Origin of the sequence: Secundilactobacillus collinoides DSM 20515 = JCM 1123, assembly GCF_001435975.1 — a bacterium.
In the GTDB taxonomy this organism is placed as follows: domain Bacteria; phylum Bacillota; class Bacilli; order Lactobacillales; family Lactobacillaceae; genus Secundilactobacillus; species Secundilactobacillus collinoides.
Genome location: NZ_AYYR01000043.1, coordinates 166,165 through 190,944 on the forward strand (window position 1 = coordinate 166,165; position 24,780 = coordinate 190,944).

The window sequence follows — 24,780 nt, forward strand, 5'->3', positions numbered from 1 at the left end:
CTAGGCCTCCTCTCCCAAATACGCTTTGATAACGGCGTCGTTTTGTTGAATTTCATCTGGGGTACCCTCAGCAAGCAAGGATCCGTGGTCGAGCACGTAGATGCGTTCGGCCAGATTCATGACGAGGGACATATCGTGTTCGATCAGCAAAACCGTGATGTGAAATTCACGTTGGATCTTGCGGATCAGTCGTGTTAAATCAGCGGTTTCTTCGGGGTTCATTCCGGCTGCCGGTTCGTCCAAGAAGAGAATCTTAGGTTTCATGGCAAGGCCACGGACAATCTCTAGGCGTCGTTGAATCCCGTAAGACAGGTTCTTTGCCAGTACGTTGATGTCGTCCTGCAGGTCAAAAATTTTCAGCAGGTCGATGGCCTCTTCACGAATGCGGGCTTCGGTCTTGTAGTACTTTGGCAGCCGAAACACAGATTGAATGAACCCTTCCTTGTAATGACTGGTCATCGCGATCAGTACGTTGTCGATGACGCTGAGGTTCTTGAATAGCCGAATGTTTTGGAACGTCCGGGCAAGCCCAAGATTAGCGACTTTATACGGTTTCATACCATTGATCGGTACGGTACCGTTGGGGCCGTTAAACGTGATGGCGCCGGAACTTGGCACGATCACGCCGGTCAGCAGGTTGAACACAGTGGTTTTCCCCGCACCATTGGGGCCGATGAGGGCGACAAGTTCGTCATCGTTCAGCGCCATGGATACGTTGGATACAGCGGCTAACCCGCCAAAGTTTTTAACGAGGTCGTCAACTTTTAGAATTGTACTCATGCTTGCGTTTCCCCCTTTGGTTTGCGGTGGCCGAAGAGGCGTTTAAACGAGAATTCCCAGGTGCCCAGCAGACCGGATGGCTTGAAGACCATCATCACAACAAGGACGACGGCATAAATGACCATTCGCAGGGTTCCGAAATCTTGCAAAACGGTATCCAGGATACCCAGAACAAAAGCGGCAACGAAACTGCCGGTGATGGAGCCGGTCCCGCCTAGGACAACGATGATCAGAATAGCAATGGATTCCATGATGTTGTAATTGGTTGGTGCGATGGTCTGCACGTAAGAGGCCTGCAGAGAACCGGCAATGGCTGCGGTGGCAGCGCCAAAGACGAAGGCGGCCAGTTTCCACTTAGTCGTGTTGATTCCCATGGACTCAGTGGCGATTTCGTCCTCCCGAACCGCCATGGCAGCGCGGCCGCCGCGACTGTGAATGAAATTCACGATGAGGATGCTGGTCACACAGACCATAATGTACACAACTGGCCAGGTCGCAAATTGCGGAATGTTAAACATCCCAGCAGCGCCGTTGGTAATTTTCAGGTTGTTGATGATGATCCGGATGATCTCAGCAGCTCCCATGGTGGCAATGGCCAGGTAGTCGCCGCGTAACCGCAGTGTTGGGATCCCAACAATCAAAGCGGCCACGATTGCAATGATGATACCGACCACAATTGACGTCCAAAAGCCAGCAGCGTTTGCATGGTCCGACGTAATGATTGCTGTGGCATACGCCCCAACGGCCATGAATCCAGCGTGTCCAAGTGAGAACTGACCGGCGAACCCGATAACCAAGTTCAAACCGACTGCGAGGATAATGTTGATTCCAATCGTGACCAGCATATTTTCAATAAAGGCGTTGATGACGCCCACGAGGATGAGGGTGTTGATGGCATAAAAACCGGCAATCATCACGATCAGCCAACAAATGTTATATTTAAAATTTGCTTTCATAGACCGTCACACCTTCTCTTTCGTATTTTTACCGAAGATCCCGGCTGGCAGGATCAACAGGATAATAATCAAAACGAGGTAAACTGCGGCATCTTTGTACGCGGAGAGACCGATAGCTTGGACACCCGTTTCAAGCAGGCCAATCAGGAACCCGCCAAGCGAAGCACCCGGTACCGAACCAATGCCACCAACAACGGCGGCAACGAAGGCCTTGATCCCAGGTGTCATCCCCATCAGCGGGTCGATCGAGTTGTAGTAAAGCCCGATAAGAACCCCGGCAGCCCCAGCCATTGAAGAACCCAGGGCAAAGGTAAACGAAATGGTGCGGTTAATATTGATCCCGACCAGTTCGGCAGCGTCCGGATCAACAGACACAGCGCGCATGGCCCGGCCCATCTTAGTGCGTTTGATAATCAGTTGAAGCAGGATCATCAACAGGCAGGCAGTGACGAGGATCAAGATTTGAATGTTTGAAATTTGAACACCGCCGAAGTGGTAGTTCACTTGTTTAATAATTTGCGGAAAACTCCGAGTACTGGAGCCGTAAAGGTACGACATCCCATTTTCCAGGAAGTACGAAACCCCGATGGCGGTGATCAAGGCGGCAATCCGCGGCGAGTGCCGGAGCGGCCGGTAAGCCAAGTATTCAATAATCACCCCGCTGACTGCGCAGACCAGCATGGCCGACAGCAGCGCGAAGATGAAGTTGAAGTGCCAGTAATTGATCACGTAGTAGCCCCAAAAGGCACCCAGCATGTAGATGTCACCATGGGCGAAGTTGATCAGTTTAATGATCCCGTACACCATGGTGTAGCCCAGTGCCAGCAGCGCGTAAATGCTGCCGAGCGAGAGGCCGTTTATAAGTTGTTGTAGTAGTGTTTGCACTTTGGTTCCTCCTAATCGTTATGTGCGGAAGAATTTAATATCGAGTTCATGCGGATCAACCGTTGCTGCGCCGTGCGGTGGGGACGGATGATCTGCTGACTTGGGTTTGCGATACTTAGCAGCGTTATCGACTGCGCCACGTGCCAACTACGGCGTGTGACAGGCAGTCAGAACCCAATATGCGAAAATCATTCCCACCAAAGACGGGAATGATTTCAACGTGATAATGATCGATTGTGTTACTTAACTTCAGTTGAGGCACTTACCTTACCGTTTGTCAGCTGTTCAACTGCAATCGGCTTGTTGGCATCGTGCTTCTTGTCAACGGTGATGGTCCCGGTCACGCCGTCAAAGTTCTTGGTCTTTGCCAAGCCCTTAGCAATTTTAACGGAGTTGGTTGAATTTTCCTTTTCGATAGCGTCCTTGATCATGTAAACAGAGTCATAGGCCAACGCTGAGAAAGTAGGGGCTTCGGCGTGGTAACGCGCCTTGTAAGCTGCCATGAATTTCTTAGCGGTCTTCGACTTTTCAGCGACCGTGGTTGAGAACGGTGTGGTGTAGTAAACTTTTGAAGCGTTCTTGTCACCAGCGATTTGTGCCAATTTAGGATCGGCCATCCCGTCACTACCGACGATTGGGACGTTGATACCCATTTGACGCGCTTGTTTGATGATCAAACCGATTTCTGAGTAGTACCCTGGCGCGTAAATGGCATCAATTTTTTTGTTCTTGATAGCGGTTAGGATAGCGTTGAAGTCCTTGTCGCCCTCTTGGAAGGTCTGGCTTGAAACGACCTTGCCCTTATATGTTTTCTTGAAGGCCTTGGTCAATCCAGTCCCGTAATCACTTGAGTTATCGGTCAGGATGGCCACGTTCTTAGCCTTGAGTGTGTTGTATGTAAATTTAGCTGCGGTTGATCCTTGGAAGTTGTTTTGGTAACAGGCACGAAAGACGTATGGTTGGACCTTGCCGTTCTTTTTCAACGTGTAATCTGGGTCGGTGGCGGAAGGACTGACACTTGGGACCTTTGCCTTAGTAATGGTTGGAATTTCAGCGGTTCCGGCATTGGTGGTTGCTGGTCCGACGATGGCACTGACTTTGTCATTGTTGACCAGTTGAGCGGCAACTGAAGCACTGGTGCTGGTTGATGTCTTGTTGTCGCGGACGACCAGCTTGATCTTTTTCTTCTTGCCGTCGACCTTTACGCCGCCATCTTTGTTGATTTGATTGACAGCCAATTGGATACCTTGTTTTTGCTGTTGGCCATAACCGGCTGCGGATCCTGAAAGTTCCATGTTGACCCCAATTTTGATCGTGTTGCCGGTTGCGGTGTTCCCCTCGGACTTAGTCGTTGCAGTGCTGCATCCTGCAAAAATCCCAGCTGACATCATAATCGCGGCAATTCCTGCCATTTTCTTAAACGTGTTCTTCTTCATAATTGAATTCCTACTTTCCAATAATTTTTTCGAGTGGTGCAATATGTATCCCTGATCCCAAAAAGGTTTTCTCGTGACGACCCTCCTTTATTTCGAGCAATAAAAAAATCCTCATCCAGTAAATGAATGAGGGTTGAAGTCGAAGTATGAAGCAAGCCCTCATCATTAAAAACGAAAATAGGGCTCAACTTGTTTGAAGTGGTTTAGTAAACGTGATTACTAAGCGCTAATTCAAAGTTGCGTCCCTGGTTTTTAATAATAAGACTAAATTCTGACGAGCAGAGGTTACGTTAACTGTATGTGTAAATGATGTGTTTTTCATGGTCGTAACCTCCTTGTCAGAATTTATTTGCTTGATTGAATGACGTAAGTATAGCTAAGAAATTTTAACACGTCAACAACTTTTTTAATTTTATTTTAATGTTTACTTGGAATATTGGTTGATAAACACTGATATATCAATAAGTTACTAGATAATCGTCTTTTTAAATTTTAATGTAGTACTTGGTTATTTTAATGGGTTTCGATGCTCATTTTCTGGCAGGCCGTGATGAGTTTTCGAACGGGGTTAATTAAATTACAGACCGCAACTGACCGCATTAAGAGTGGTTGAACCGTTAAAAAAGGGTTGCTTCACGGCTCATATTACTTGTAGGTTGGCGTAAATTTGTAACTTTGGTACTGCCAGTTTATCTCGCCCAAATGTGCACGAAACAGTCACTTCCGGTCAAAAAGAGACCCCAACCAAAAACCCATTTAGGAATTTAGTTGGGGCCTCTTATATTCTGAGCAGAGAACCATTTTTATTTCGTATATTAAAAGTGTCGCTGATTAGCTGGCTTGCAAGATCCAGAGGAAGATGACGAAAACGACAGCTAAACCGTACATAATGGGGCTGACTTCCTTACCACGCTTGGCGGCGATCATGGACAGTGGGTAGGTGATGAAGCCCAGGGCGATCCCGTCTGAGATACTGTACGTCAGTGGCATCCCAACCAAGATCAGGAAGGATGGGGCGGCAATTTCGAACTTGTCCCAATGAACCTTTGTCAGTGATTGGGCCATCAGCATCCCAACAATGATCAGGGCGGGTGCGGTGACTTGGTCAGTGATCACCGTTAACAACGGTGACAGGAATGAGCCTAGCAAGAAGAGCACGCCGACAACGACGGCGGTGAACCCGGAACGGCCACCAACGGCGATCCCGGCTGAAGATTCAACGAAGGCGCCCATTGGTGAGGTCCCTAACAGTGAACCGACAACCATTGTGGTGGAGTCTGCGGACAGCGCCCGGCCGATACGTGGAATCTTGTTATCCTTAACGAGGCCAGCTTGTTCAGCCAAGCCAACCAAGGTTCCCGTGGTGTCAAAGAAGGTGACCAATAAGAAGGTCAAGACGACCACTGCTAACTGGAGTGTATTGATGCTGCCAACGTGTAAGAGTGCAACACCAAACGTTGGCTTCAGACTTGGCACACCAGCGATCCATGAAGAGGGTGCCTTGATCAGACCGAGGGAAAGACCGATGATCACGTTGATAACCATCCCAATAAAGATGGCACCAGGTATCCGGGCGCTCATGAGGATGATGGTCAAAATCAGGCCAATAATGGTCAACCAGGTACTGCCGACGTGCAGGGAACCAAGGCCGATCATGGTGGACTTATTAGCTACGATCAGCCCGCCGTCACTGAGCCCGATGAAGGCAATGAACAGGCCGATCCCGGCACTGATGGCCATCTTTAAATCACGCGGAATGGCGTCAACGACCATTTCTCGAATCTTAAAAGCGGTTAGGATCATAAATAAAATAGAGGCAACAAACACACCAGCGAGGGCTGTCTGCCACGGGATCTTCATCCCCAACACAACGGTGTAGGAGAAGAACGCGTTGATCCCAAGGCTTGCAGAAATGGCGATCGGGTAACGGGCGATGATGCCCATTAAGAAACACCCGAAGGCACTGGCGAGTGCGGTGGCCGTGAAGACGGCACCTTTGTCCATGCCGGAAACGCTCAGGACATTGGGGTTAACGAACAGGATGTAGACCATGGAGATGAAGGTCGTCAGCCCTGCCAAGAATTCCTTCTTGTAGTTAGTCCCTAATTCTTCAAACTGAAAATATGACGCAATCTTTTGACCCATAATAATCTAAAACCCCTTAAATAAGTAATTATTGCCGACAATGTTCGTGTTTTACTTTTAAAAACCATTTTCCATAGTATCATTTATTTATTTCTGTTTCAATAGTCGAATGATTAAAAATTCAGTTTAACGTTTTATGTGAAAATCGTGAATGGGCTATAATGCGTGCTAAACCTCTGGTATAGTAGAAATGAGAAAATGAATAATCGATGAGCAATGAAAGGAAGTCGCAACATGACGAAGTGTTTGATCTTGGGTATCGACCAGCCAGTGGCCCAACAGATAGCCGAACAACTGACTGAGATGACGGTGGTCGGGTTCGCTGAAGATCCGGTAAAAGGGGTGCCGCTGGACCAGCAAGTCAACGGGGATGCCCGCAAAGCAAAGACGTACCAGAATGCCGTGCAGGACGTGGACGTCATCTACTCTGACTTCATCGGCATGGATGTGGATTGGAAGCTGGAGGCCGTTTTTGCGGCGATTCGCGAGGCTGGGACCCAGTGCCGGACGGTGATGCGTTCGGTTGCCGGCATTGATAATGAAGTTGCTGAACCGCTGCATTATGAGGGCGTTAGTGACACCAGTGAATTTCTGAAACAACAGCGTTACGCGATTAAGATCGTTGACGAGGCCGAACTGCCGTACACCATTTTACGGCCAGTCGCAGTCGTTCCTGAAACATCCGGCAGCGTTCAGCTGATCAATGAAGGTGAACCAGTCCCTGCACAACCTGTGAGCGAGACGGATTTTGTGCGTGTTGTTGTTGATGAACTTCGTCACAGCACGCACTTGAATCAGTCAATCGCGGTTATTTCAGACTAAAAGACTTCCTATATATACGATAAAAGACGCCCGATCACTCGGACGTCTTCCTGATTCTTATGTGTGCGCGTTCTGCGCGATGACGCTTGTTCTATGTGTAACGATATGTTTTTAGAGGTAATTCACTAAATTAACGGTTGTTGTTCGACAGGGTGGCTGCGGGGGCGATGTTAAAGATCTTAGCAATTGCCCAGCTGCCCAGCAGACCAATCAACAGGAATGGGAAGAAGTCCAGTCCCTGAGCGAACAGCGGAATCGTGCCGGTTGCCCAAGCATTGATGGCTTTAGCCCAGCCCATGTTGGCAAAGAATGGCGGCATTGTGTGGATGAAGTCTAAGATTGCTGGGATGAATGACAGGATGATCGTTGTCCGGTAGATAAAGACATTCTTGCCGATAAATGGATTGAGCAGGCCCAGTGCAATCAAAGCCATTGCTAACGGGTAAATGAAGCTCAACAGCGGGGTCGAATAAGCGATAATTTGATCCAAACCGAAGTTGGCAACGATGAAGGCACCAATTGAAGTCAGGCTCAAGAAGAAGTGGTAACTAAACTTTGGGAAACGTTGGCTCCAGTCTTCTGACAGTGCGGTCATCAAACCGATACATGACGTCATGCAGGCAAGGAAAGTAACGGCACCCAGAATGGCAGTACCAGCAAGTCCGGTGTAGTGGGCCATGATAGCGGTGAAAGCGGAGCCGCCATCTGCTGTCAATTTCAGATAACTTAAACTAGAAGCACCTAAAGCAATCAGGAAAATGTAAATAATGGCTTCGAGACCCATGCTGATGGCCCCAACCTTAGCAACGGCTTTTGAACGGAGCTTAGTGTCGTTCATGCCGAACAATCGCAAGGCAGCGATGATGGTAACACCGAAACCTAAGCCGGCCAAAGCGTCCATGGTGTTGTAGCCCTGCAGGAACCCGTTGATCAGGTTGCTGCCGGCGCCGGTTGACTGTGGGAAAATTGAAATGTTGCGAATGTCGCCTTTAATAATGAATGCTAAGAAGAAGATGAAGGCTAAGAGGGCAACCAGAATTGGGTTTAAAATCTTACCAACGTAATCGGTGATCTTGTTTTTGTTGTATGAAAGCAAGAATGAAATGCCGAAGAATAATGCGGAGAAGATGATCAAACCAATACCGTCCCAGGCTTTTGGCAAGAAGGGTTGAACCCCAATTGCGAAGGTTGTGGTAGCGGTCCGTGGTGAGGCAACCAAGATCCCCAAAGTGGCGTGGATCATAATTAAGAAGAACAGTGCAAACTTGCGGCCAACGGGGCGGGCCAGGTCGTACACGCTGTTGCTTCGGGTTAAGCTAATGGCCAGAATTGATAATAATGGCAGTAAGATGGCGGTTAGTAAAAATCCGATAGTTGCGGGACCCCAGTTACCGGCAGCTAATTGGCCCAAGTGAATGGGGAAGATCAGGTTCCCGGCACCAAAGAAGAGACCGAAGAGCAATGAGCCTAAAATTAAATATTGACGCTTAGTTAAAGATGTTTTCATGTGAATTCCTCCTGTTCGGGGTAACAAAAAACGCCCTTAGCTTAATTAGCTAAGGACGTGTTATTAACGTGTTACCACCTTGTTTTCCGACCACTTCACAGTGGGTCGGCTTTTAAAGTACGGCCGGCAGATGCGCAATCTGTCCGTGATACTTCATTGCTATAATGGGCGCACTCCCAGTGACCACTTCGATAACTCGTCGCGGTCACGACTTGTAGATTACTTTCATCAACTAGTTCAACTGCCCCGTTCCACTAGATGGGGCTCCCTGGAAATATTCCTAGCGACTACTCTTCTACGCATAGTCTTTGAAAAAAATATGATATGTGAAATATGTTTATGAGCACACTATAAAATGGCCAAGATTAAATGTCAAGGAGAAAGTTAAAATCTTTTTAAAATAACGACCGAATTTGTCAATAACCGACACAGGGTCATTGAAGACTGTAACGACCGCTGTTACTGGAATTGATGCACAATTTAAACGAAAATTTACCCGGTTCTCATGAGGACTGAAATTATTTATGTTATATTTTGATTAGAAAGTTTGGTTAGCAGCTGATTGCCTGAAAAGTGTCACTGGACCTGCCGTTTGATCGATGAGGTGTTATTCTCTTTGAAATCGTGAGTGGCGCCTGGTGTCAAATGCCAGGATCTAACGGTCAATACAGCTCCCTGTTAGGACAAGGAAAATGGCGTGATACTTGCTATTAGGGGACATATCCGGTATGATTCAGCTACTACTATAGGCAACAAATATGAACGAAAGATGGGACAGTTATGGAGACGCAGTCGGAGAACCGAAAGATGAACGTGAAGCGCTTGGTCGTAAAAGTTGGGACCAGCAGCCTGATTTACCCCAATGGCAAAATGAATCTCGGCACCATCGATCAGCTTGCCTTTGTTCTGAGCACGTTATGTGGTCAGGGCAAGGAAGTAATCCTAGTGTCGTCAGGGGCGATCGGTGTTGGTCTGAACGCACTACGGTTGACTGAACGACCCACAAACATCTCGGAACAGCAAGCACTGGCGTCCATTGGTCAAAGCAAACTGATCACCTTGTTTAATCAACGATTTGATCACTATAATCAAGCCATTGGCCAACTGTTGCTGACCCACGATGTGTTTGATTTTCCGACCAGCAAGCAACACGTTTTGGACACGTTTGATAAACTGCTGAGTATGCATATTGTGCCAATCGTGAACGAAAACGACTCGGTGGCCGTTGATGAATTGGATCATAAGACGAAGTTCGGCGATAACGACCAGTTGTCTGCCATTGTCGCAATGCGCACAGATGCGGATCTGCTGGTGATGCTGTCGGATACTGAAGGCTTTTACGATGCGAACCCGATGACCCACGATGATGCAAAACTCATTTCGACGATTCATACCATTACTGACGACACCTATGCTGTGGCTGGCGGTAAGGGCAGTCGATACGGGACCGGCGGCATGATCACCAAGTTGCGAGCAGCTGAAATGATGTTGAATGATAATAAAGAAATGGTGTTGGCCAGCGGCGCCGACCCTGCGATTATTTTGGATATTTTAGCCGGTAAACCGTTGGGAACCTGGTTTACCCCGGAACGAAAAGGAGCGGTCAAAAATGGATAATACTGCAACGAACCTTACTGAGTTGGGCCAGTTAGCCCAAACGGCGGAAACACAATTGGCGCAACTTTCAGCCAGTCAACGCAACGATGCCTTAGTGCAGATGGCCGCTGCCTTAGTCAATCACCAAGATATTATTTTAGACGCGAATAAGAAGGATTTCGCCAACGCGACTGACCTTAAGCAGAGTTTTGTTGACCGGCTGACCCTGACTTCGGACCGGATCGAAGCCATGGCGGAAGGTATGCGCCAGGTAGCCCAATTACCGGATCCAATCGGCAAAGTGGATCGGATGTGGAAGAACGAAGCCGGGCTTATGATTGGTCAGCAGCGGGTACCGCTGGGTGTGATCGGCATTATCTTTGAGGCCCGGCCAAACGTAACGGCGGATGCATCGGCGTTGTGTTTCAAAAGCGGCAACGCGGTAATCCTGCGTGGTGGTAAGGAAGCTATTCAGACGAACATTGCCGTTAGCGGTGTGTTGCGGGCAGCATTGAACGAAATCAGTTTGGATGAAAACGCCATTCAATTGGTGCATGATACCTCTCACGAAACAGCGAACGAGATGATGGCGCTGACCGGCTATCTGGACGTGCTGATTCCTCGTGGCGGCCAGGGTCTGATCCAGCGGGTCGTCCAACAGGCAAAGGTGCCCGTCATTGAAACGGGTGCCGGCAATTGCCACATCTATGTCGACGAATTTGCCGAACTCAAAATGGCGACCGACATTACGGTAAACGCTAAAGTTCAACGCCCTTCCGTCTGCAATTCTGCGGAAAAATTGCTCATTCACGAAGCCGTTGCGGCAGACTACCTGCCAGTAATCGCAAAAGCTTTGCAGGATCAGGGTGTTCAGCTGCGTGGGGATGCACGTGCCCAAGCTCTTGTTCCCGGCATGATTGCAGCGACAGATGCCGACTGGGATGAAGAGTATAATGACCTGATCATGGCCGTTAAAGTGGTCGATTCAGAAGACGAAGCTATCGCTCACATCAACGCCCACAATACAAAACATTCCGAAGCCATCATTACGGACAACTATCAAAATGGCCAGAAGTTCCTGCAACGCATTGACGCCGCCTGTGTTTACATTAATGCCTCGACCCGGTTTACCGACGGGTTCGAATTCGGTTTCGGTGCTGAGATCGGTATCAGTACACAGAAATTGCACGCCCGCGGCCCGATGGGGTTAAATGAACTGACCTCAACAAAGTATATTATCTATGGAAATGGGCAGGTTAGAAAATAACGTTTAGCAGAAAGTGTTTTGGGTGTGACGACCAATTGGCCTTTTTCCGAGACCGTTGGGCAGCGCCCCAGCTTTTTGAACCGCGTTTTTCGCTTGGCTATTAGAAAAGGTGCCCACAAAGCAGCGCTGCGACCTTTAATCAGGTCGCGTAAAACGGGCAGGAGTGAGGGCGATTTCCCCTCAATTCAGAACAGACAAATCACGTCTAGCGCCAATAAGCACCAGAGTTAGACCCACAAGACAAACGGAGGCTAAGGGAAATTGTTACGCCCTTGGCTTTTTTCAATAATAATCCAGATAAACCAGTTCAAATCTTTGTCAATTGATCACGACTTGTCCTTAAAAAATACTAAATGCCTTAGATTTTAGGGTGTTTAAACCCTTAAAGTTTGCTAAACTAGACGTAAAGAGGTGACGTGGCTGTGACGATAAAAACAAACCCAGAACAGTTGGCGATTTTACGGTCTCAAATGGACGAAGCCAACCGCAAATCGCACTTTGTTATTTTCGAATCGACGGAACGCCAAAGCGGTGATTCACTGCGGTTGATCACCGATTATGAAAGCTTTCGCGAAATTCAACAGGAGCACGGTGATCAGGCCGACATGCATATATTGCAAGACATCGTCCCCATCACGGATAACCTGGCAAAGTGGGCAATTGCGGAGAGCCAAGCTGCTCGCGCAAACGATGATCCGAGTGTTTTAGCGGATCTTGAACATTTTACGAATGAAGTTTTGATGGAAAACCATTTGGCGGTCAATAAAGAGGATGCCTAGGCTGTAAATCTAGTACGGCGATGTATTGGGTTACAAAATGAATATGTATGCATTTAACGAGTTTGAAGAGGTAATCTTTCTTCTGACTCGTTTTTTTGAATTCAGAACAATTGGCCTAAAATCCGCACACATTCGAGAAAACGACAGCGTGCCGATTATTTACGTAACTGCAATAATCTTTACAAAAAACGTATCAAATCATTACACGAAATTTACACAAAAACAGCCCGAACAAATATTCGACTGTGGTATGATTAAGACATCAAATTATCGAGAAAGGTGCCGGTGACATGTCCCTTCAATTTATTATCGGGCCGGCCAGTATGGACCATCAAGCAGAGCTGTTGAACGCCTTGACGGCTAGCCTTAAAGCCCATCCTGACGACCAATTCTACTACCTTGTTCCCAACCATATTAAGTTTGAATCTGAAGTTCAGATCCTTGACCGACTTGCACAACAGGCTGGCAAGGATCTGACCGGTTATGCCCAGTCCGCTGTTCAGGTGCTGTCACTGACCCGTCTGGCTTGGTTCTTTATGAAGAACACGCCGCAGTATCAATTACCCCGGGTATCCGAAGCCGGTCTGAACATGCTCGTTTATCAATCGATAATCGACCATCGCTCAGAGTTGAAATTATTTGCGGGCGAGGCCGACCGCCCGGGATTCATCACAATGCTGACGCGGCAATTAATGGAATTAAAAACCGGTCAGGTGAGCGCGTTTGATCTCGGAAAGGTGGCTGAAAACATCATCGGGACCAGTGCCGATTTGGATGCTAAACTGCACGATCTTGTTTTAATTTATGACAGTTTCGACGCCGCTATGGCGAATAAATACGTTGCGAACACTGACCTTCTGAATCAACTCAGCGACTACTTGGAAGATACCGATCTGAGTCACGCGCACTTTTACTTTGACGGTTTTTCACAGACCCAGTTCTCCGCTCAAGAAATGGCGTTGCTGAAAACGTTAATGCAGGGCGCCAGCGAAGTGAAGGTCGCGCTGACTGTGGATCACGGTACGCCAACGCCAGAGACGATCAATGAGCAAAGCATTTTCTTTCAACCTTCCAGAACCTACCTGCGCCTCTATCAGACAGCCCGGGGTCTTAATGTACCAGTGATGACGGATGTGATTGCGAAACAGCCACGGGTTGGCGCTGATCTGCAACACTTGGAAACATACTGGCAAAAGAGTGCTACCGGCCTCAGCCGCACCCAGCCAGAAACGGTATCTGACCCGCAAGCCATTCAAATTATCCAAGCCGATAATCGCTACGCCGAAGTGGCGCGTGTGGCGGCCACGATTCGGCAATTGGTTGCTGAAAAAGGGTACCGGTACCGTGATTTTCTGATTCTAACGCGTCATCTGGATAAGTATCAAAACGTTCTGGGACCTATTATGAACGCGCAAGAGATTCCATATTTTAGCGATGTGTCACAATCCATGGCTGACCACCCGCTAGTTGAGCTGATTACGTCGCTGTTTGAAATTAAACGACGACATTACCAGTACGCTGACCTGATGCGTTTGCTGAAAACTGAACTCATGTTGCCTAAAGATGAGACTGGTGAACCGGTAGCCGTGCTCAAATTCCGTGACGCGCTGTTTAAAACGGAAAATTGGGTGCTTAAAATGGGTTATCAGGGAAACAAATGGCTTCAGAAAGAGGACTGGCCGTACGCGCGACTGCAGACTGATGATCTGGGCACGCAAACCAGTGCCGATGATACCGTGGGGCAGCAGATCAACATGATCCGCCATTTCGTTCGCGATACGCTGCCGCCATTTTTCAAACAGTTAGATAACGCCAAAAACGGGCGTGAAGCCGCGCAGATTTTAGTCCGGTTTTTAACCAATGCCGGTGTTGTTGATCAGCTCATGGCTTGGCGCGATCAGGCAATCGACGCGGGAGACCTTGTGACGGCAGGCCAACCAGAACAGACCTGGAACACGTTTTGTGACCTGCTGGATGAATACGTCACGATCCTTGGTGACCGCCAGTTTGTTGCGGATGATTTTTTGGCTTTGCTGCTCGCTGGCTTTGAAGGGGCAGATTATTCACAGATTCCTTCTACGCTGGATCAGGTATCGATCTCTGAAAGCGGCATTATTCAAATGAATAACCGGAAAATCACCTTCATGATCGGGGCAACCGATAAAGTCATGCCGGACAACACTTTACCCTCACGTTTATTAAGCGATCAGGATCGGCAGCAGCTGGTGTTGCCAGAAGGCGAATACTTGGGTGATACGGGCGTCATGACCCTGCAGGGGGAACCCTATTTGAACTATCTCGCCTTCATGACACCCAGTGAACGGTTGATTTTTACCTATCCGTTGAGTGAAGACGGTGAGAGCCAAAACCAGATCAGTCCGTACGTCGCACAAATCAAACAACATTTTAATTTGACCGTGCAAACCCATGCAGCCACGCCGAAGGCCGATGACAAAACGATCCAGCCGTACTTAGGAGCAAAACGCGCTACGCTGCGGCATTTAGTTCAGGCCGCGAACGACAGTCGTGAAAACCAACGAAGCCTTTCGCTGAATTGGCAGTACGTCTATCACGTGCTGGATACGGACACTGCCGAACATGATTTGACTGAGAAGCTCATGGGCAGTATCGCCTACCGGAACCAACCCGTTCAACTGACGCCAGACATTGTGGATGGTCTTTATTCAACGACCATCAATAGTTCGATCTCGAAACTGGAAGAATTTTATCAAAACCAGTATGCCTATTTCCTGAAGTACGGCCTGCGCTTACAGGAACGGGATGCCTTTGAACTGTCACCTGCCAACACCGGCGAATTTTTCCACGCCTCGCTTGATATGCTGATGAAACGGGTCAATGCTGAACATATTGACCTGACCGCACTCGATGAGCGACAACTGACGCAATTAGTTGACGAGATCACCACTGCCGTTTTGGATGACCCGCTGAATTTACAGTATGCGATCCTCAACAGCAGTCACCGTATGCAGTATATTAAACGCCAACTGATTGCGCTTGTTCAACAGACAGCGCGCGCTTTTCATGAGCAGGGGAAGTTTACCCCAATGCGGGCGAAACAAACCGAAGTCATGTTCGGTCACATTGGTGCTGAAAATGGGTTACCAGCGTTGAAGTTCGACTTGCCAAACGAAAAAAAGGTGCAGGTTCGGGGGAAAATTGACCGAATCGACACCATGAAAGTTGAAAATTCTAATCAGTACGTGGGTGTGGTGGACTATAAGTCTAGTGCCCATAAGGTTGATTTAAACGATATTTACCATGGCATTGCCATGCAGATGATGACTTACTTGGATGTGGTCCAACGCAATATGGCACTGCTGACGGATGATCCTGACGCGGAGCTTGCGGGGGCGCTGTACCTACATTTGAAGAACCCAACGCTGACTCCCAACGACCTCAAAACAGACATCATGTCCGCCATGCTTTCAAAAGAACAGTACAAAGGTCTGCTGGTCAACGATGACGATCTGTTACGCAATCTGGAACCGGAGCGCGACACGAATCCAGCCAGCGTCTACCCGTATGCTTACACCAAGTCGGGCAGCTTGAAGAAAAACGTTGGGACTATCGTGACGGCTGATGAACTGAAAGACCTCCTGTCGTTTACTGAACTGAAGATCACCGACGCTGCCAACGCTATTTTTGCTGGCCAGTTGGATCTGAACCCCGTGAAGTACCCGAACGGCCGGACAGCGATGCAGTATTCACCGTACAAAGCCATCATGCAATTTGACCCGATGCTGCCTGAAAACGACTTTCGGATGCTTACGGCTGACAGGGATAAACAAGTGATTTTACAACGGATGCAAGAGGAGTTGAAAAACCGTGGATTACACTAAAAGTCAACAAGAAGTCTTAGACACCCACCACACGAATCTGCTGGTTTCAGCGTCCGCTGGCTCCGGTAAAACACGTGTGCTGGTTGATCGGGTCATTAACATGATTCTCGACCACGAAAGCATCGACCATTTGCTGATCGTGACCTTCACGCGAGCAGCGGCCAAAGAAATGAAGGACAGAATCGAATCCGCTTTGAAACAGCAGGTCAACCAAGTCGACGCGGATGAACGCCGCTACCTGACTCGTCAACTGGCCCTGCTGCCGGTTGCATCGATCAGTACTATGGATGCTTTTTGTCAGCAGATTGTTGAACGGTATTACTACTTGATCGATCTCGATCCTGTTTTTCGAATCCTCGGTGATGCGACTGAGAGCGCACTGCTGCAGGAGGAAGTCTGGGACGATGTGCGGGAGGACCTATACGCAACTGATGATGATGGTCAGTTTCAGGAGCTGGTCGCGAATTTCTCAAGCGACCGGTCTGATGATGGTCTGACGACCGTGGTTAGTGACGTTTTCCGGTTCATGGGGGCTAAACCCGATCCCGATGACTGGCTTGCCCACCTTGGCGACACCTATGCGGTTGGTGATGGCCTCATGGCGGCGCCAATCGTTAAAACGCAATTATTACCCATTATTCAAGATAAATTAGCGAACGCTAAAACGGAACTAACTGCCGCCAAAAATCTGGCTGCTGATGAGCAAGTTGACCAGGTCGCAGCCTATTTGGATACGTTGTTGGATCAGCTTGCCGGATTGCATCCGGAAACAACTTCTTGGGATCAGTTTCGTGAGCAGGTCCAAGCTTTTGATTGGGGCCGACTGCCGACCATTCGGAAAACCAATGAGGCTTACGAAGGCTACCAACTCGTTAAAGACCAGGTAGCTAGTCACAAAAAGGCGGCTAAGGAAAGCCAACTCGATGAGATCCTGTCGTTCATGACGCAAAACGAGACAGACACAATTGCTACGATGCACCATAGTGAACAGATGGTTCGCAAACTCGCAACGGTCGTTAAACAGTTTAGTGATGCCTATGCTAAGGAAAAACGCCGTCGTCACGTGCTGGAATTTAGCGATGTAGAACACTTTGCACTGCAAATTCTTCAAACGCAAACCAGTGAAGCACAGGCCGTTCGACACCAACTCCAAACGGATTACCACGAAATTATGGTCGATGAATATCAGGATACTAACGAGCTGCAAGAAGCTATCGTTACCGCGCTTGCTCAGGAGAACCCGGGCAACCTATTCATGGTTGGCGATATTAAGCAGTCCATCTACCGTTTCCGCCTCGCCGAACCGAAACTGTTTCTGACTAAATTTCAGCGCTATCAGGCGGATCCGACAGCTGGCAAAGAAATTACCCTGGCAGAAAACTTTCGCTCAATGGCCAATGTCGATAACTTTACTAACCTGATTTTCACTCAAATCATGGACGAACACTTGGGGCAGATCAGTTATAGCGGCGCGGCCAAACTTGTTTATGGTGCATCATACCCTGAAAATCTGCCGAATGTTGCCTCGCTGCTGATCTATGAGACTGAAGCACCGACAGATAAGGCTCCGGGTGGTATTCCTGACAAAAACGCCGGCCAGGTAACCATCGTGGCTCAAAAGATCAACGATTTGATGACAAATAATACCGAAATCTGGGATCGCCGTGCGCAAGCAATGCGGCCGCTAGCGTACCAAGACATTGCCATCATTGCGCCGACGAAGGCGAATAATCTTGAAATTCAAGATCAGTTTGGCCGGCTAAACATCCCGGTTCAGATCAACGATGCGCAAAGCTATTTTAAAACTACTGAAATTCAAATTATGATGTCACTCTTACAGCTGATCGATAACCCGTACCAGGATATACCGCTGGCGGCTGTGCTGCGGTCACCAATTGTGGGACTCAATGAAAATGAATTGGCCTTTCTGCGAATCACCGATAAAACGGATGACTACTTTTCAGCGTTGCAACACTTTATGCTCACGTATGAAGAAGATTATGCAGGACAGGCATATGCGGACAGTTTGCAGCCCAAAGTGGCCCATTTTCTTGATCAGCTGACAGCATTTCAGTCAATTGCACGCAAACAACCCTTAGCCACGCTGATTTGGCAAATCTATCAACAAACCGGTTTCCTCGATTACGTGGCGGGTATGCCTGCGGGTGCTCAGCGGCAGGCCAACCTGCATGCCTTGTATGAACGAGCAGCCGATTATGAACGTAATGGGTTTAAAGGCCTCTTTCAATTTGTCCGCTTCATTGAACGGATGCAGAATAACGACCAGGATCTGGCCGAAGCCGCCGCTCAAACCACTGACAATGCGGTTCAGGTGATGACGATCCATGGCAGTAAGGGCTTGGAGTATCCGATTGTTTTCCTGCTGGATACATCACGTAATTTCAACATGCAGGATACGACGGGCCGGGCACTGTTGAACAACCAGCTGGGCATTGGTATCGATGATTTTCAACCTGAAAGTCGGATGGTGGTCGAGTCGATTCCGAAGGCGGTCATTAAGGTGACGACTAAGCAGGAATCACTTGCTGAAGAGATGCGAAAACTATACGTTGCGTTAACCCGTGCAGAGCAACAACTCTACGTTGTGGGCGCCTGCAAACAGCAAGCCGATCTGTTGAAAACATGGCAGGCGGCTGCTCAGGATGACCAGCTGGTGCTCAACCCAAGCTTGCGTGAAAAAACGCATAATTACCTTGATTGGATCGGAATGTCGCTCATCAGACACCCTAAGTTCCAAAGTGCTGACGCGCAACCACTGCCAGCCCTTGCGGATGATCCAACGGATTTTGCACTAACGTTTGTTACACCAGATAATCTGACAGCAATGGCCGCCTATCAAAAGCCGATGACCGGCAGTGTCTGGTTGGATGACTTGAAAAAGCAAATCGCGAAGACAGATTTTGCCAGTGTTGATGTGGACAAGATCGATGATATTTTGAACATGCAATACGGGTATGAACCTGAGACTCGAACAACAGCGTACCAGTCCGTTTCAGAAATTAAACGGTTATTTGAGGATCCAGACATGCTGCAACTTGGGCAGTACAATCCCAAGTGGCAGCAGTCACACGGCAACCGGTTTGTGACCAGCGACTTTAGGCAACCGGCGTTTCTCCAGACGGTAACGGCGCCAACTGCGGCTGAGGTCGGGACAGCTACCCACTTAGTGCTGCAGGAACTGAATCTTGAACAGCCGATCACCACTGACGTAATCGATCATCAAATCCAGACTTTGGTGGCCAATCAGGTGATGGCCGCACCAGTCGCTGAACAAATCGATCGAGGTCATGTGCAGCAACTGTTTGACACTGAGTTGGGGAAAGCCATCGTTGCTCACGGCAACGGCACTCACCGAGAAACGCCATTTTCATTGTTGCTACCTGCTAATCAAGTCTTTCAAGACCTGCACGATGACCAGGCTAAGATTTTGATTCATGGGATCATTGACGGTTACTTTGAAGACGCAGACGGTATTACGTTGTTTGATTACAAGACCGACCACGTGATACCGGGCGACAAAGGCGTTGCAAAAATTAAGGACCGTTATTCAGGACAATTGAATCTCTATGCGCAAGCCCTGTCGGACATGACGGGTAAACCAGTGGTGCATAAATACCTATTTTTGCTATCTACGGGTGAGGCGCTAGCTATGTAGCGAAAGAAAGCGTCACTTCAGTTATTTGAGTAACGACACCACGCTTTCTTTCAGAGTATACTTTTGAAACATATAAATTAGTATCTGTTAATTTGATCAGTTTTAGGATAGAATCATTATCTAGGGACACTATGTTTTCCTCACTTTCGATTGATTTGTGGTGATTTAATCGTAACATGTGAGGACATAGCGTCCTTTTATGATGGAATAAGACACAAAAAAACTGGTATTGGCGTGACCACCAATACCAAAAATTTACAGCCGAATAAAAGCGCTCCTAGTTGAAAACCCTCAATGGATTTTTAGCTAGGAACGCTTTTATGGCTTAATGCGGCCATTTTTCCTCACATTTGAGCTAGGATTAATCAGGCCCGTTCTGAGCGGACACCCTTGTTACTTGTGGGGGCCTTTGGCCTATCCTCATTTTAATAGAGTGAGGGAGTTCAACTGCAATTGAGTCACGGTGACGCGTGTTCTCCTTTTGAAACAGCGTCGTTATCGCGCCCAAAGCGGTATAAACGGTCAGAAACAAAACAGCCGTTTTCCTAACCGATGCAAACTAAACTTTACAAGCTGAACAGTGTCGTAATGACACCGATCATAAACAAGGCCACAATGGCCATCACGATCGTGGATGCATTTTTAAAGGAATGATTAGCGCGGTACAGTGCCACGAGGGCAGAAATGACGACGATTAGGCCGACGATGAAGAGTATCAACAGTTTAACTTGAACCTTTGTATCTGGTACAGTCATAGTGCTCACCTCATTTACTTAATAACAAGTTCATAAGCGTAGCGCAACGCTTTTGATGCATGCATGTAAACCTTGCCGCAGTAATCAAAACCAGCAGTCTTGATGACATGTTGCATGGCTTGGTTGTCGGGATGGGTGTCGATTCGAACGTCTTTGTAACCCAAAACGCTGGAAATGGTCACCAGACCGCTCATCAACCGGTTTGCGAGGTGCTGGCCACGAAAATGACTAGAAACCGCGATTCGGTGAATGGCCGTATAACGGGCCAAGGTGCCAGTCTTCCATTCGCCATCGTCAATGGTCAAGTAATTTACATCAATGCCCTGGTGCAGCGCAGCAGTCCCGGCAATGGCGCCGTCGACAACGAGTACGTACGTAATGCCTTCATCGATGTCTGTTTTGAGGTCATCGTCTGCTGGATAACCATCTTGCCATTGGTCGATGTTCTGCTGTTTCAAAAAGGCTTTGGCATCGTGAATAATGCTGGTAATACCAGGTAGGTCAGCCTGGGTGGCCTGCCGAAGATAGGTAGCAGTCATGAATAATTCCTCTTCTCAATTGACCGGCTTATGGTTCACTGGTCACGTTTTTTAACGTTGTTTATTATAGATTAAAATCTTGTGAGGGACAAGCAGGATCGGTGGTGGCGAAGGTTAAGAAACGGCAGATGTCAGGTAGTTCATATACGCACGTTTAATAAGTTCATGCTAAACTGTGAGTAATTGATGATCTGCGAGGAGTGGTATCGTGCACTATGATAAAGTGAAGCAAGGAACGTTTATTGACCGGCCAAACCGATTTATCGCAAATTGTGAGCTGGATGGACACCGGTGGTGACACACGTAAAAAATACTGGGCACAGTAAAGAATTACTGATTCCGGGGGAAACGACTGTCGCACTAAACTATCAGCCGAAACCGACCAGAAAAACAGATTATGACCTCGTTGCGGTTCAAAAACGGGGGCAATGGGTCAATATTGATAGTCAGGCGCCAAATAAGATTGTCCTCGAGGCCTATACACAAGGTGAGTTGAATTTGCCCGGCATCGGTACGCTTGCTCAGTTGAAACCCGAAGTCGTTTACGATCAGTCGCGGCTTGATTTTTGCGGTGAAACAGACTCAGGCGAAACATTGTGGATCGAAGTCAAGGGCGTGACCCTTGAAAACGATGGGGTGGTTGCTTTTCCTGATGCCCCGACCACCCGTGCGGTCAAGCATGTCCACGAACTGACGCGAATTGTCGGCGAGGGACAGTCAGCCTGTTTGCTATTTGTCATTCAGCTGGCGTTCGCGGATGTCATGACGATCTACCAACAACGAGCACCGAAACTTGCAGTCGCGATTCAGGAAGCGCAGGCAGCCGGTGTTCACGTGATTGCAATGGACTGCAACGTAACGGCAAATAGTCTGAGCCTGCGGCAAACGGTGCCATTTGACCCGAATAGTGTTTTTCATGAAGCATGATACAAAAGACTGCTGTCCATGACCTGAGATAGGAAATCTGGTCTGGGATAGCAGTTTTTTAGTTCAGCATATGACGGTTATGGACGGTGGAGCGATAAAGCCACGCCCATGCCACCGCCAACACAGAGGGTGGCGAGTCCTGTCGTTAGTTTTTCACGTTGCAGGTCATGGACGAGGGTCGTGACAATTCTTGCGCCTGAAGCCCCTACAGGGTGACCCAGAGCAATAGCACCGCCGTTGACGTTGACTTTTTCATCTGGAATGTGGAGGTCGCGGATAACCGCAACTGTTTGAGCGGCGAAGGCTTCATTAATTTCAAAACGGTCGATATCATCGATAGTTATATGCTGTTTCTTAAGCAGCTGGTTAACAGCGTAGAAGGGTGCGTAACCCATATAATTGGGGTCGATACCGGCTTCTTGATAGGTATCGAGAACGGCCAGGTAACCTAAGCCGGCCTGATCAGCAGCTGCCTTTGACATCAGTATGAGCATGCTGGCACCATCGTTGAGACCGGCAGAATTACCAGCGGTCACCATGCCGTCAGTGATAAAAGCGGGTTTCAGACCCGCTAAAGCAGACATGGACGTATCCGGTCGAATGGGTTCATCACGAGTGACCGTGATGGCGCCCTTCTTAGTCTGAACGGTGACGGGCACGATTTCATCGTCGAACGCGCCCGTTTCAGTTGCTTGGACGGCCAGCTGATGTGAACGCAGGGCCAGTGCGTCTTGGGCTTCACGGGTAACGTGATACTTAGCTGCAACGTTTTCGGCTGTAATGCCCATTGGTTTGTGTGAAAAAGCATCAAGCAGGCCATCGTGTTCCAGACCATCCAGCATTGTCGTACTGCCGTATGCCTTACCCTGACGCATATTCGGAACAAGGTGGGGCACGTTAGTCATGCTCTCGGTCCCGCCAACTAAAACGATATCGGCGTCACCCAGCATGATGGCACTTTGGCCAAGCCGGATCGCTTTTAAACCAGATCCGCAGACCTGATTGATGGTCATTGCGGTACTGGTTTGCGCGAGGCCGCTGTTCAACGCAATCTGTCGGGCAACATTTTGCCCTGCACCAGCTTGTAACACATTGCCAATGATGGCTTGATCAATGGTCTCAGGGGCAATGTGTGCCTGTTTTATGGCAGCTTTTGCCGCCAGCGTCCCCAAATCGACTGATGACAAACTCGCTAAACTGCGACCCATTTTACCAATTGGGGTTCGAACAGCACTTAAAATTACCACTTCATTCATTACTGGTTCCTCTTTATGTCAGTATTAAAAAACTAAGCATAACATGGTTTTGGGACAAAAGTCATTTTTCGTGACTAGGTATGCGAAAGACTTAAGGAATTTGTTGGATTTTGGTGACGGTGTCTAGTTATCAAGACGAATTGTTGATTAAACACGTTGTCTGATGCAAGGCGGGTTGGGTTTGAAAATGAGAGGGCCTTTTCTTATAATAGAGGTAGTACGTAAAGGAGCGAACATCGATGAATGAATCTAATCAGACAACCGAAATACCTTCTACTATAGAAGCAACTTACCAATCATTTAGCAATTCAACGGCTTTTGATCGGTTAACGGTGAATCAGAAACGCTATGCCAAGGCGGTTATTTTAAAGCTGGGTCAAACGAGTACGACATTTATCCTGAACTGGACACCAGCGGATGTGGTCGATACATTGACAGGTACGTTTGCCACTGATAACATGCAAGTTCACAATTATTTCGTTGCTACTGTGCCGATTTTAGGTCGCTTCTTTCAGTATGCAGAACAGGCTGGCTGGTTATCTAATCGTGCCGCATTAACGGCTGCGGCAAAACATAGTCGTGAAGACATGTTGACGTTAAGTCAAAATCAGTCGCACGAGCATCAAAACAAAGTATCAGAGACAAATACGAAGAGTACAAGTGAGAGCGACGAAACAGCGGAGGTTCAACGAGTAGATGCATTGAGTGATGAGTGGCTGAGCGCAGTTCACGAGGTGCCAATGGTTCGAAATTTGCGTCCCGCTGACCAGAATGACGTTGATGTGATTATAGATACGTTCGTTGGTATTGCCATACTGGGTTTGAAAAAAGACCCGGGGGACTGGCAACCAGACACAATGCAGGAGGTTTTTTATCGCTATTTTGTGTCCGTACTTGATGATGATGACAAACAGCGCCGTTTATTTACCCTGATTCCGATGGCGATGACAACGTTTATTCGAGTCTTGGCTGAAAAAGGGATTCTCAAAAATTCAGTAGCACTGTCATCATGGGTGAGTGATCACCATGAGATGCTTGCCCATCTCTATAATGAGGAGTTAGATCACTTTTATAGCCAGTTAACGGCGGCAATGCAGACTGCTCATGTCGACATGACGAATAAACAACAGGTTGATGCATTCACTAATCAGTACCTTCGCGCACACCCACAACAGGGGGCAGCAGTTTTTACCAAGAAACAAACTGGCAGACCAAGTTTTCAATCGCGACGACATCATAATCGATATTGATTTCATAAAACATATCAGTATTTGAAAAAAGATGAAAAAATGCTTGACCATTTTCCAAATACTGGTATAATTATATCTGTTGTCGCGAACGGCAACGCCAACCTGTACCAATATTAATTAAATAAAATTGGTTGTTGACAGAAACCGTTCGAGATGATATTCTTAATAAGTTGCTTCGGGTAACAAGAAAAGCCTTTGAAACGTTGGTTTTAAAAGTTTTCCTTGACACCGAAATAACGATAAGATACAATTTAATAGCTGATTCGTAAAAGAATTTGCTAGGTAGAACTTTGAAAACTGAACAAAGTTTTGTTTCACAAAGTGCAGGGCATATCAACTTTAGT

General features: G+C 47.9%; 18 protein-coding genes. 8 read left to right on the top strand and 10 right to left on the bottom strand.

Features of this window, described 5'->3' with window-relative positions; all coding sequences use genetic code 11:
* From FC82_RS08065 to FC82_RS08085, 6 genes are all read right to left on the bottom strand, one after another.
* Positions 1-780 carry an ABC transporter ATP-binding protein gene (locus FC82_RS08065; protein WP_054758746.1) on the bottom strand — a complete coding sequence of 260 codons (780 nt, stop codon included), beginning with the start codon at positions 778-780 and terminating at the stop codon, positions 1-3.
* Entirely contained in the window at positions 777-1,736 is a 960-nt protein-coding gene (locus FC82_RS08070) for a branched-chain amino acid ABC transporter permease (protein ID WP_054758745.1), read from the bottom strand. Before FC82_RS08070 ends, FC82_RS08065 begins: the two co-directional genes overlap by 4 nt.
* Before the next feature lie 6 nt (positions 1,737-1,742).
* Positions 1,743-2,621, bottom strand: a complete 879-nt coding sequence (locus FC82_RS08075) for a branched-chain amino acid ABC transporter permease (protein WP_056996685.1) — start codon at positions 2,619-2,621, stop codon at positions 1,743-1,745.
* Positions 2,622-2,639: 18 nt separating this feature from the next.
* Positions 2,640-2,768: a hypothetical protein gene (locus FC82_RS17335; protein WP_268873499.1), complete on the bottom strand. Its 129-nt coding sequence runs from the start codon at positions 2,766-2,768 to the stop codon at positions 2,640-2,642.
* 92 nt (positions 2,769-2,860) lie between these two features.
* Positions 2,861-4,057 carry an ABC transporter substrate-binding protein gene (locus tag FC82_RS08080; RefSeq protein WP_054758744.1) on the bottom strand — a complete coding sequence of 399 codons (1,197 nt, stop codon included), beginning with the start codon at positions 4,055-4,057 and terminating at the stop codon, positions 2,861-2,863.
* A gap of 831 nt (positions 4,058-4,888) precedes the next feature.
* Positions 4,889-6,202, bottom strand: coding sequence for an NCS2 family permease (locus FC82_RS08085; RefSeq protein WP_056996686.1), 1,314 nt, complete (start codon positions 6,200-6,202; stop codon positions 4,889-4,891).
* Positions 6,203-6,436: 234 nt separating this feature from the next.
* On the opposite strand from FC82_RS08085, the gene FC82_RS08090 reads away from it, so the two are divergent.
* Positions 6,437-7,024, top strand: a complete 588-nt coding sequence (locus tag FC82_RS08090; protein WP_054758742.1) for an NAD(P)H-binding protein — start codon at positions 6,437-6,439, stop codon at positions 7,022-7,024.
* Between the two features lie 130 nt (positions 7,025-7,154).
* On the opposite strand, the gene brnQ is transcribed toward FC82_RS08090, so the two are convergent.
* Positions 7,155-8,531, bottom strand: a complete 1,377-nt coding sequence (gene brnQ / locus FC82_RS08095) for a branched-chain amino acid transport system II carrier protein (RefSeq protein ID WP_056996687.1) — start codon at positions 8,529-8,531, stop codon at positions 7,155-7,157.
* Between the two features lie 780 nt (positions 8,532-9,311).
* On the opposite strand from brnQ, the gene proB reads away from it, so the two are divergent.
* The 5 genes from proB to addA all read left to right on the top strand — a co-directional run bounded on the left by proB (position 9,312) and on the right by addA (position 19,709).
* Entirely contained in the window at positions 9,312-10,148 is an 837-nt protein-coding gene (gene proB / locus FC82_RS08100; protein WP_054758741.1) for a glutamate 5-kinase, read from the top strand.
* Positions 10,141-11,394, top strand: coding sequence for a glutamate-5-semialdehyde dehydrogenase (locus tag FC82_RS08105; RefSeq protein ID WP_054758739.1), 1,254 nt, complete (start codon positions 10,141-10,143; stop codon positions 11,392-11,394). The genes proB and FC82_RS08105 overlap by 8 nt, the downstream gene beginning before the upstream one ends.
* A gap of 422 nt (positions 11,395-11,816) precedes the next feature.
* Positions 11,817-12,173: a hypothetical protein gene (locus tag FC82_RS08110; protein WP_054758737.1), complete on the top strand. Its 357-nt coding sequence runs from the start codon at positions 11,817-11,819 to the stop codon at positions 12,171-12,173.
* A gap of 290 nt (positions 12,174-12,463) precedes the next feature.
* Positions 12,464-16,033, top strand: coding sequence for a PD-(D/E)XK nuclease family protein (locus tag FC82_RS08120; RefSeq protein ID WP_056996689.1), 3,570 nt, complete (start codon positions 12,464-12,466; stop codon positions 16,031-16,033).
* A complete protein-coding gene (gene addA, locus FC82_RS08125) occupies positions 16,020-19,709 on the top strand; it encodes a helicase-exonuclease AddAB subunit AddA (protein WP_056996690.1) in 3,690 nt (1,229 codons plus the stop codon). Before FC82_RS08120 ends, addA begins: the two co-directional genes overlap by 14 nt.
* Before the next feature lie 566 nt (positions 19,710-20,275).
* Here the strand turns inward: addA and FC82_RS08130 are convergent.
* The gene (locus FC82_RS08130) at positions 20,276-20,464 is read right to left on the bottom strand and encodes a hypothetical protein (protein ID WP_054758733.1); all 189 of its coding nucleotides are present in this window, start codon (positions 20,462-20,464) and stop codon (positions 20,276-20,278) included.
* A 14-nt stretch (positions 20,465-20,478) separates the two neighbouring features.
* Entirely contained in the window at positions 20,479-21,003 is a 525-nt protein-coding gene (locus FC82_RS08135; RefSeq protein ID WP_054758731.1) for a GNAT family N-acetyltransferase, read from the bottom strand.
* Positions 21,004-21,297: 294 nt separating this feature from the next.
* On the opposite strand from FC82_RS08135, the gene sfsA reads away from it, so the two are divergent.
* Positions 21,298-21,930: a DNA/RNA nuclease SfsA gene (gene sfsA, locus FC82_RS08140; RefSeq protein WP_235809197.1), complete on the top strand. Its 633-nt coding sequence runs from the start codon at positions 21,298-21,300 to the stop codon at positions 21,928-21,930.
* Positions 21,931-22,007: 77 nt separating this feature from the next.
* Here sfsA and FC82_RS08145 read toward each other — a convergent pair whose 3' ends face one another.
* Positions 22,008-23,186, bottom strand: a complete 1,179-nt coding sequence (locus FC82_RS08145) for an acetyl-CoA C-acetyltransferase (RefSeq protein ID WP_054758727.1) — start codon at positions 23,184-23,186, stop codon at positions 22,008-22,010.
* A 239-nt stretch (positions 23,187-23,425) separates the two neighbouring features.
* Between FC82_RS08145 and FC82_RS08150 the strand changes: the two genes are divergently transcribed.
* The gene (locus FC82_RS08150; protein ID WP_056996691.1) at positions 23,426-24,436 is read left to right on the top strand and encodes a hypothetical protein; all 1,011 of its coding nucleotides are present in this window, start codon (positions 23,426-23,428) and stop codon (positions 24,434-24,436) included.
* Positions 24,437-24,780 lie beyond the last annotated feature (344 nt).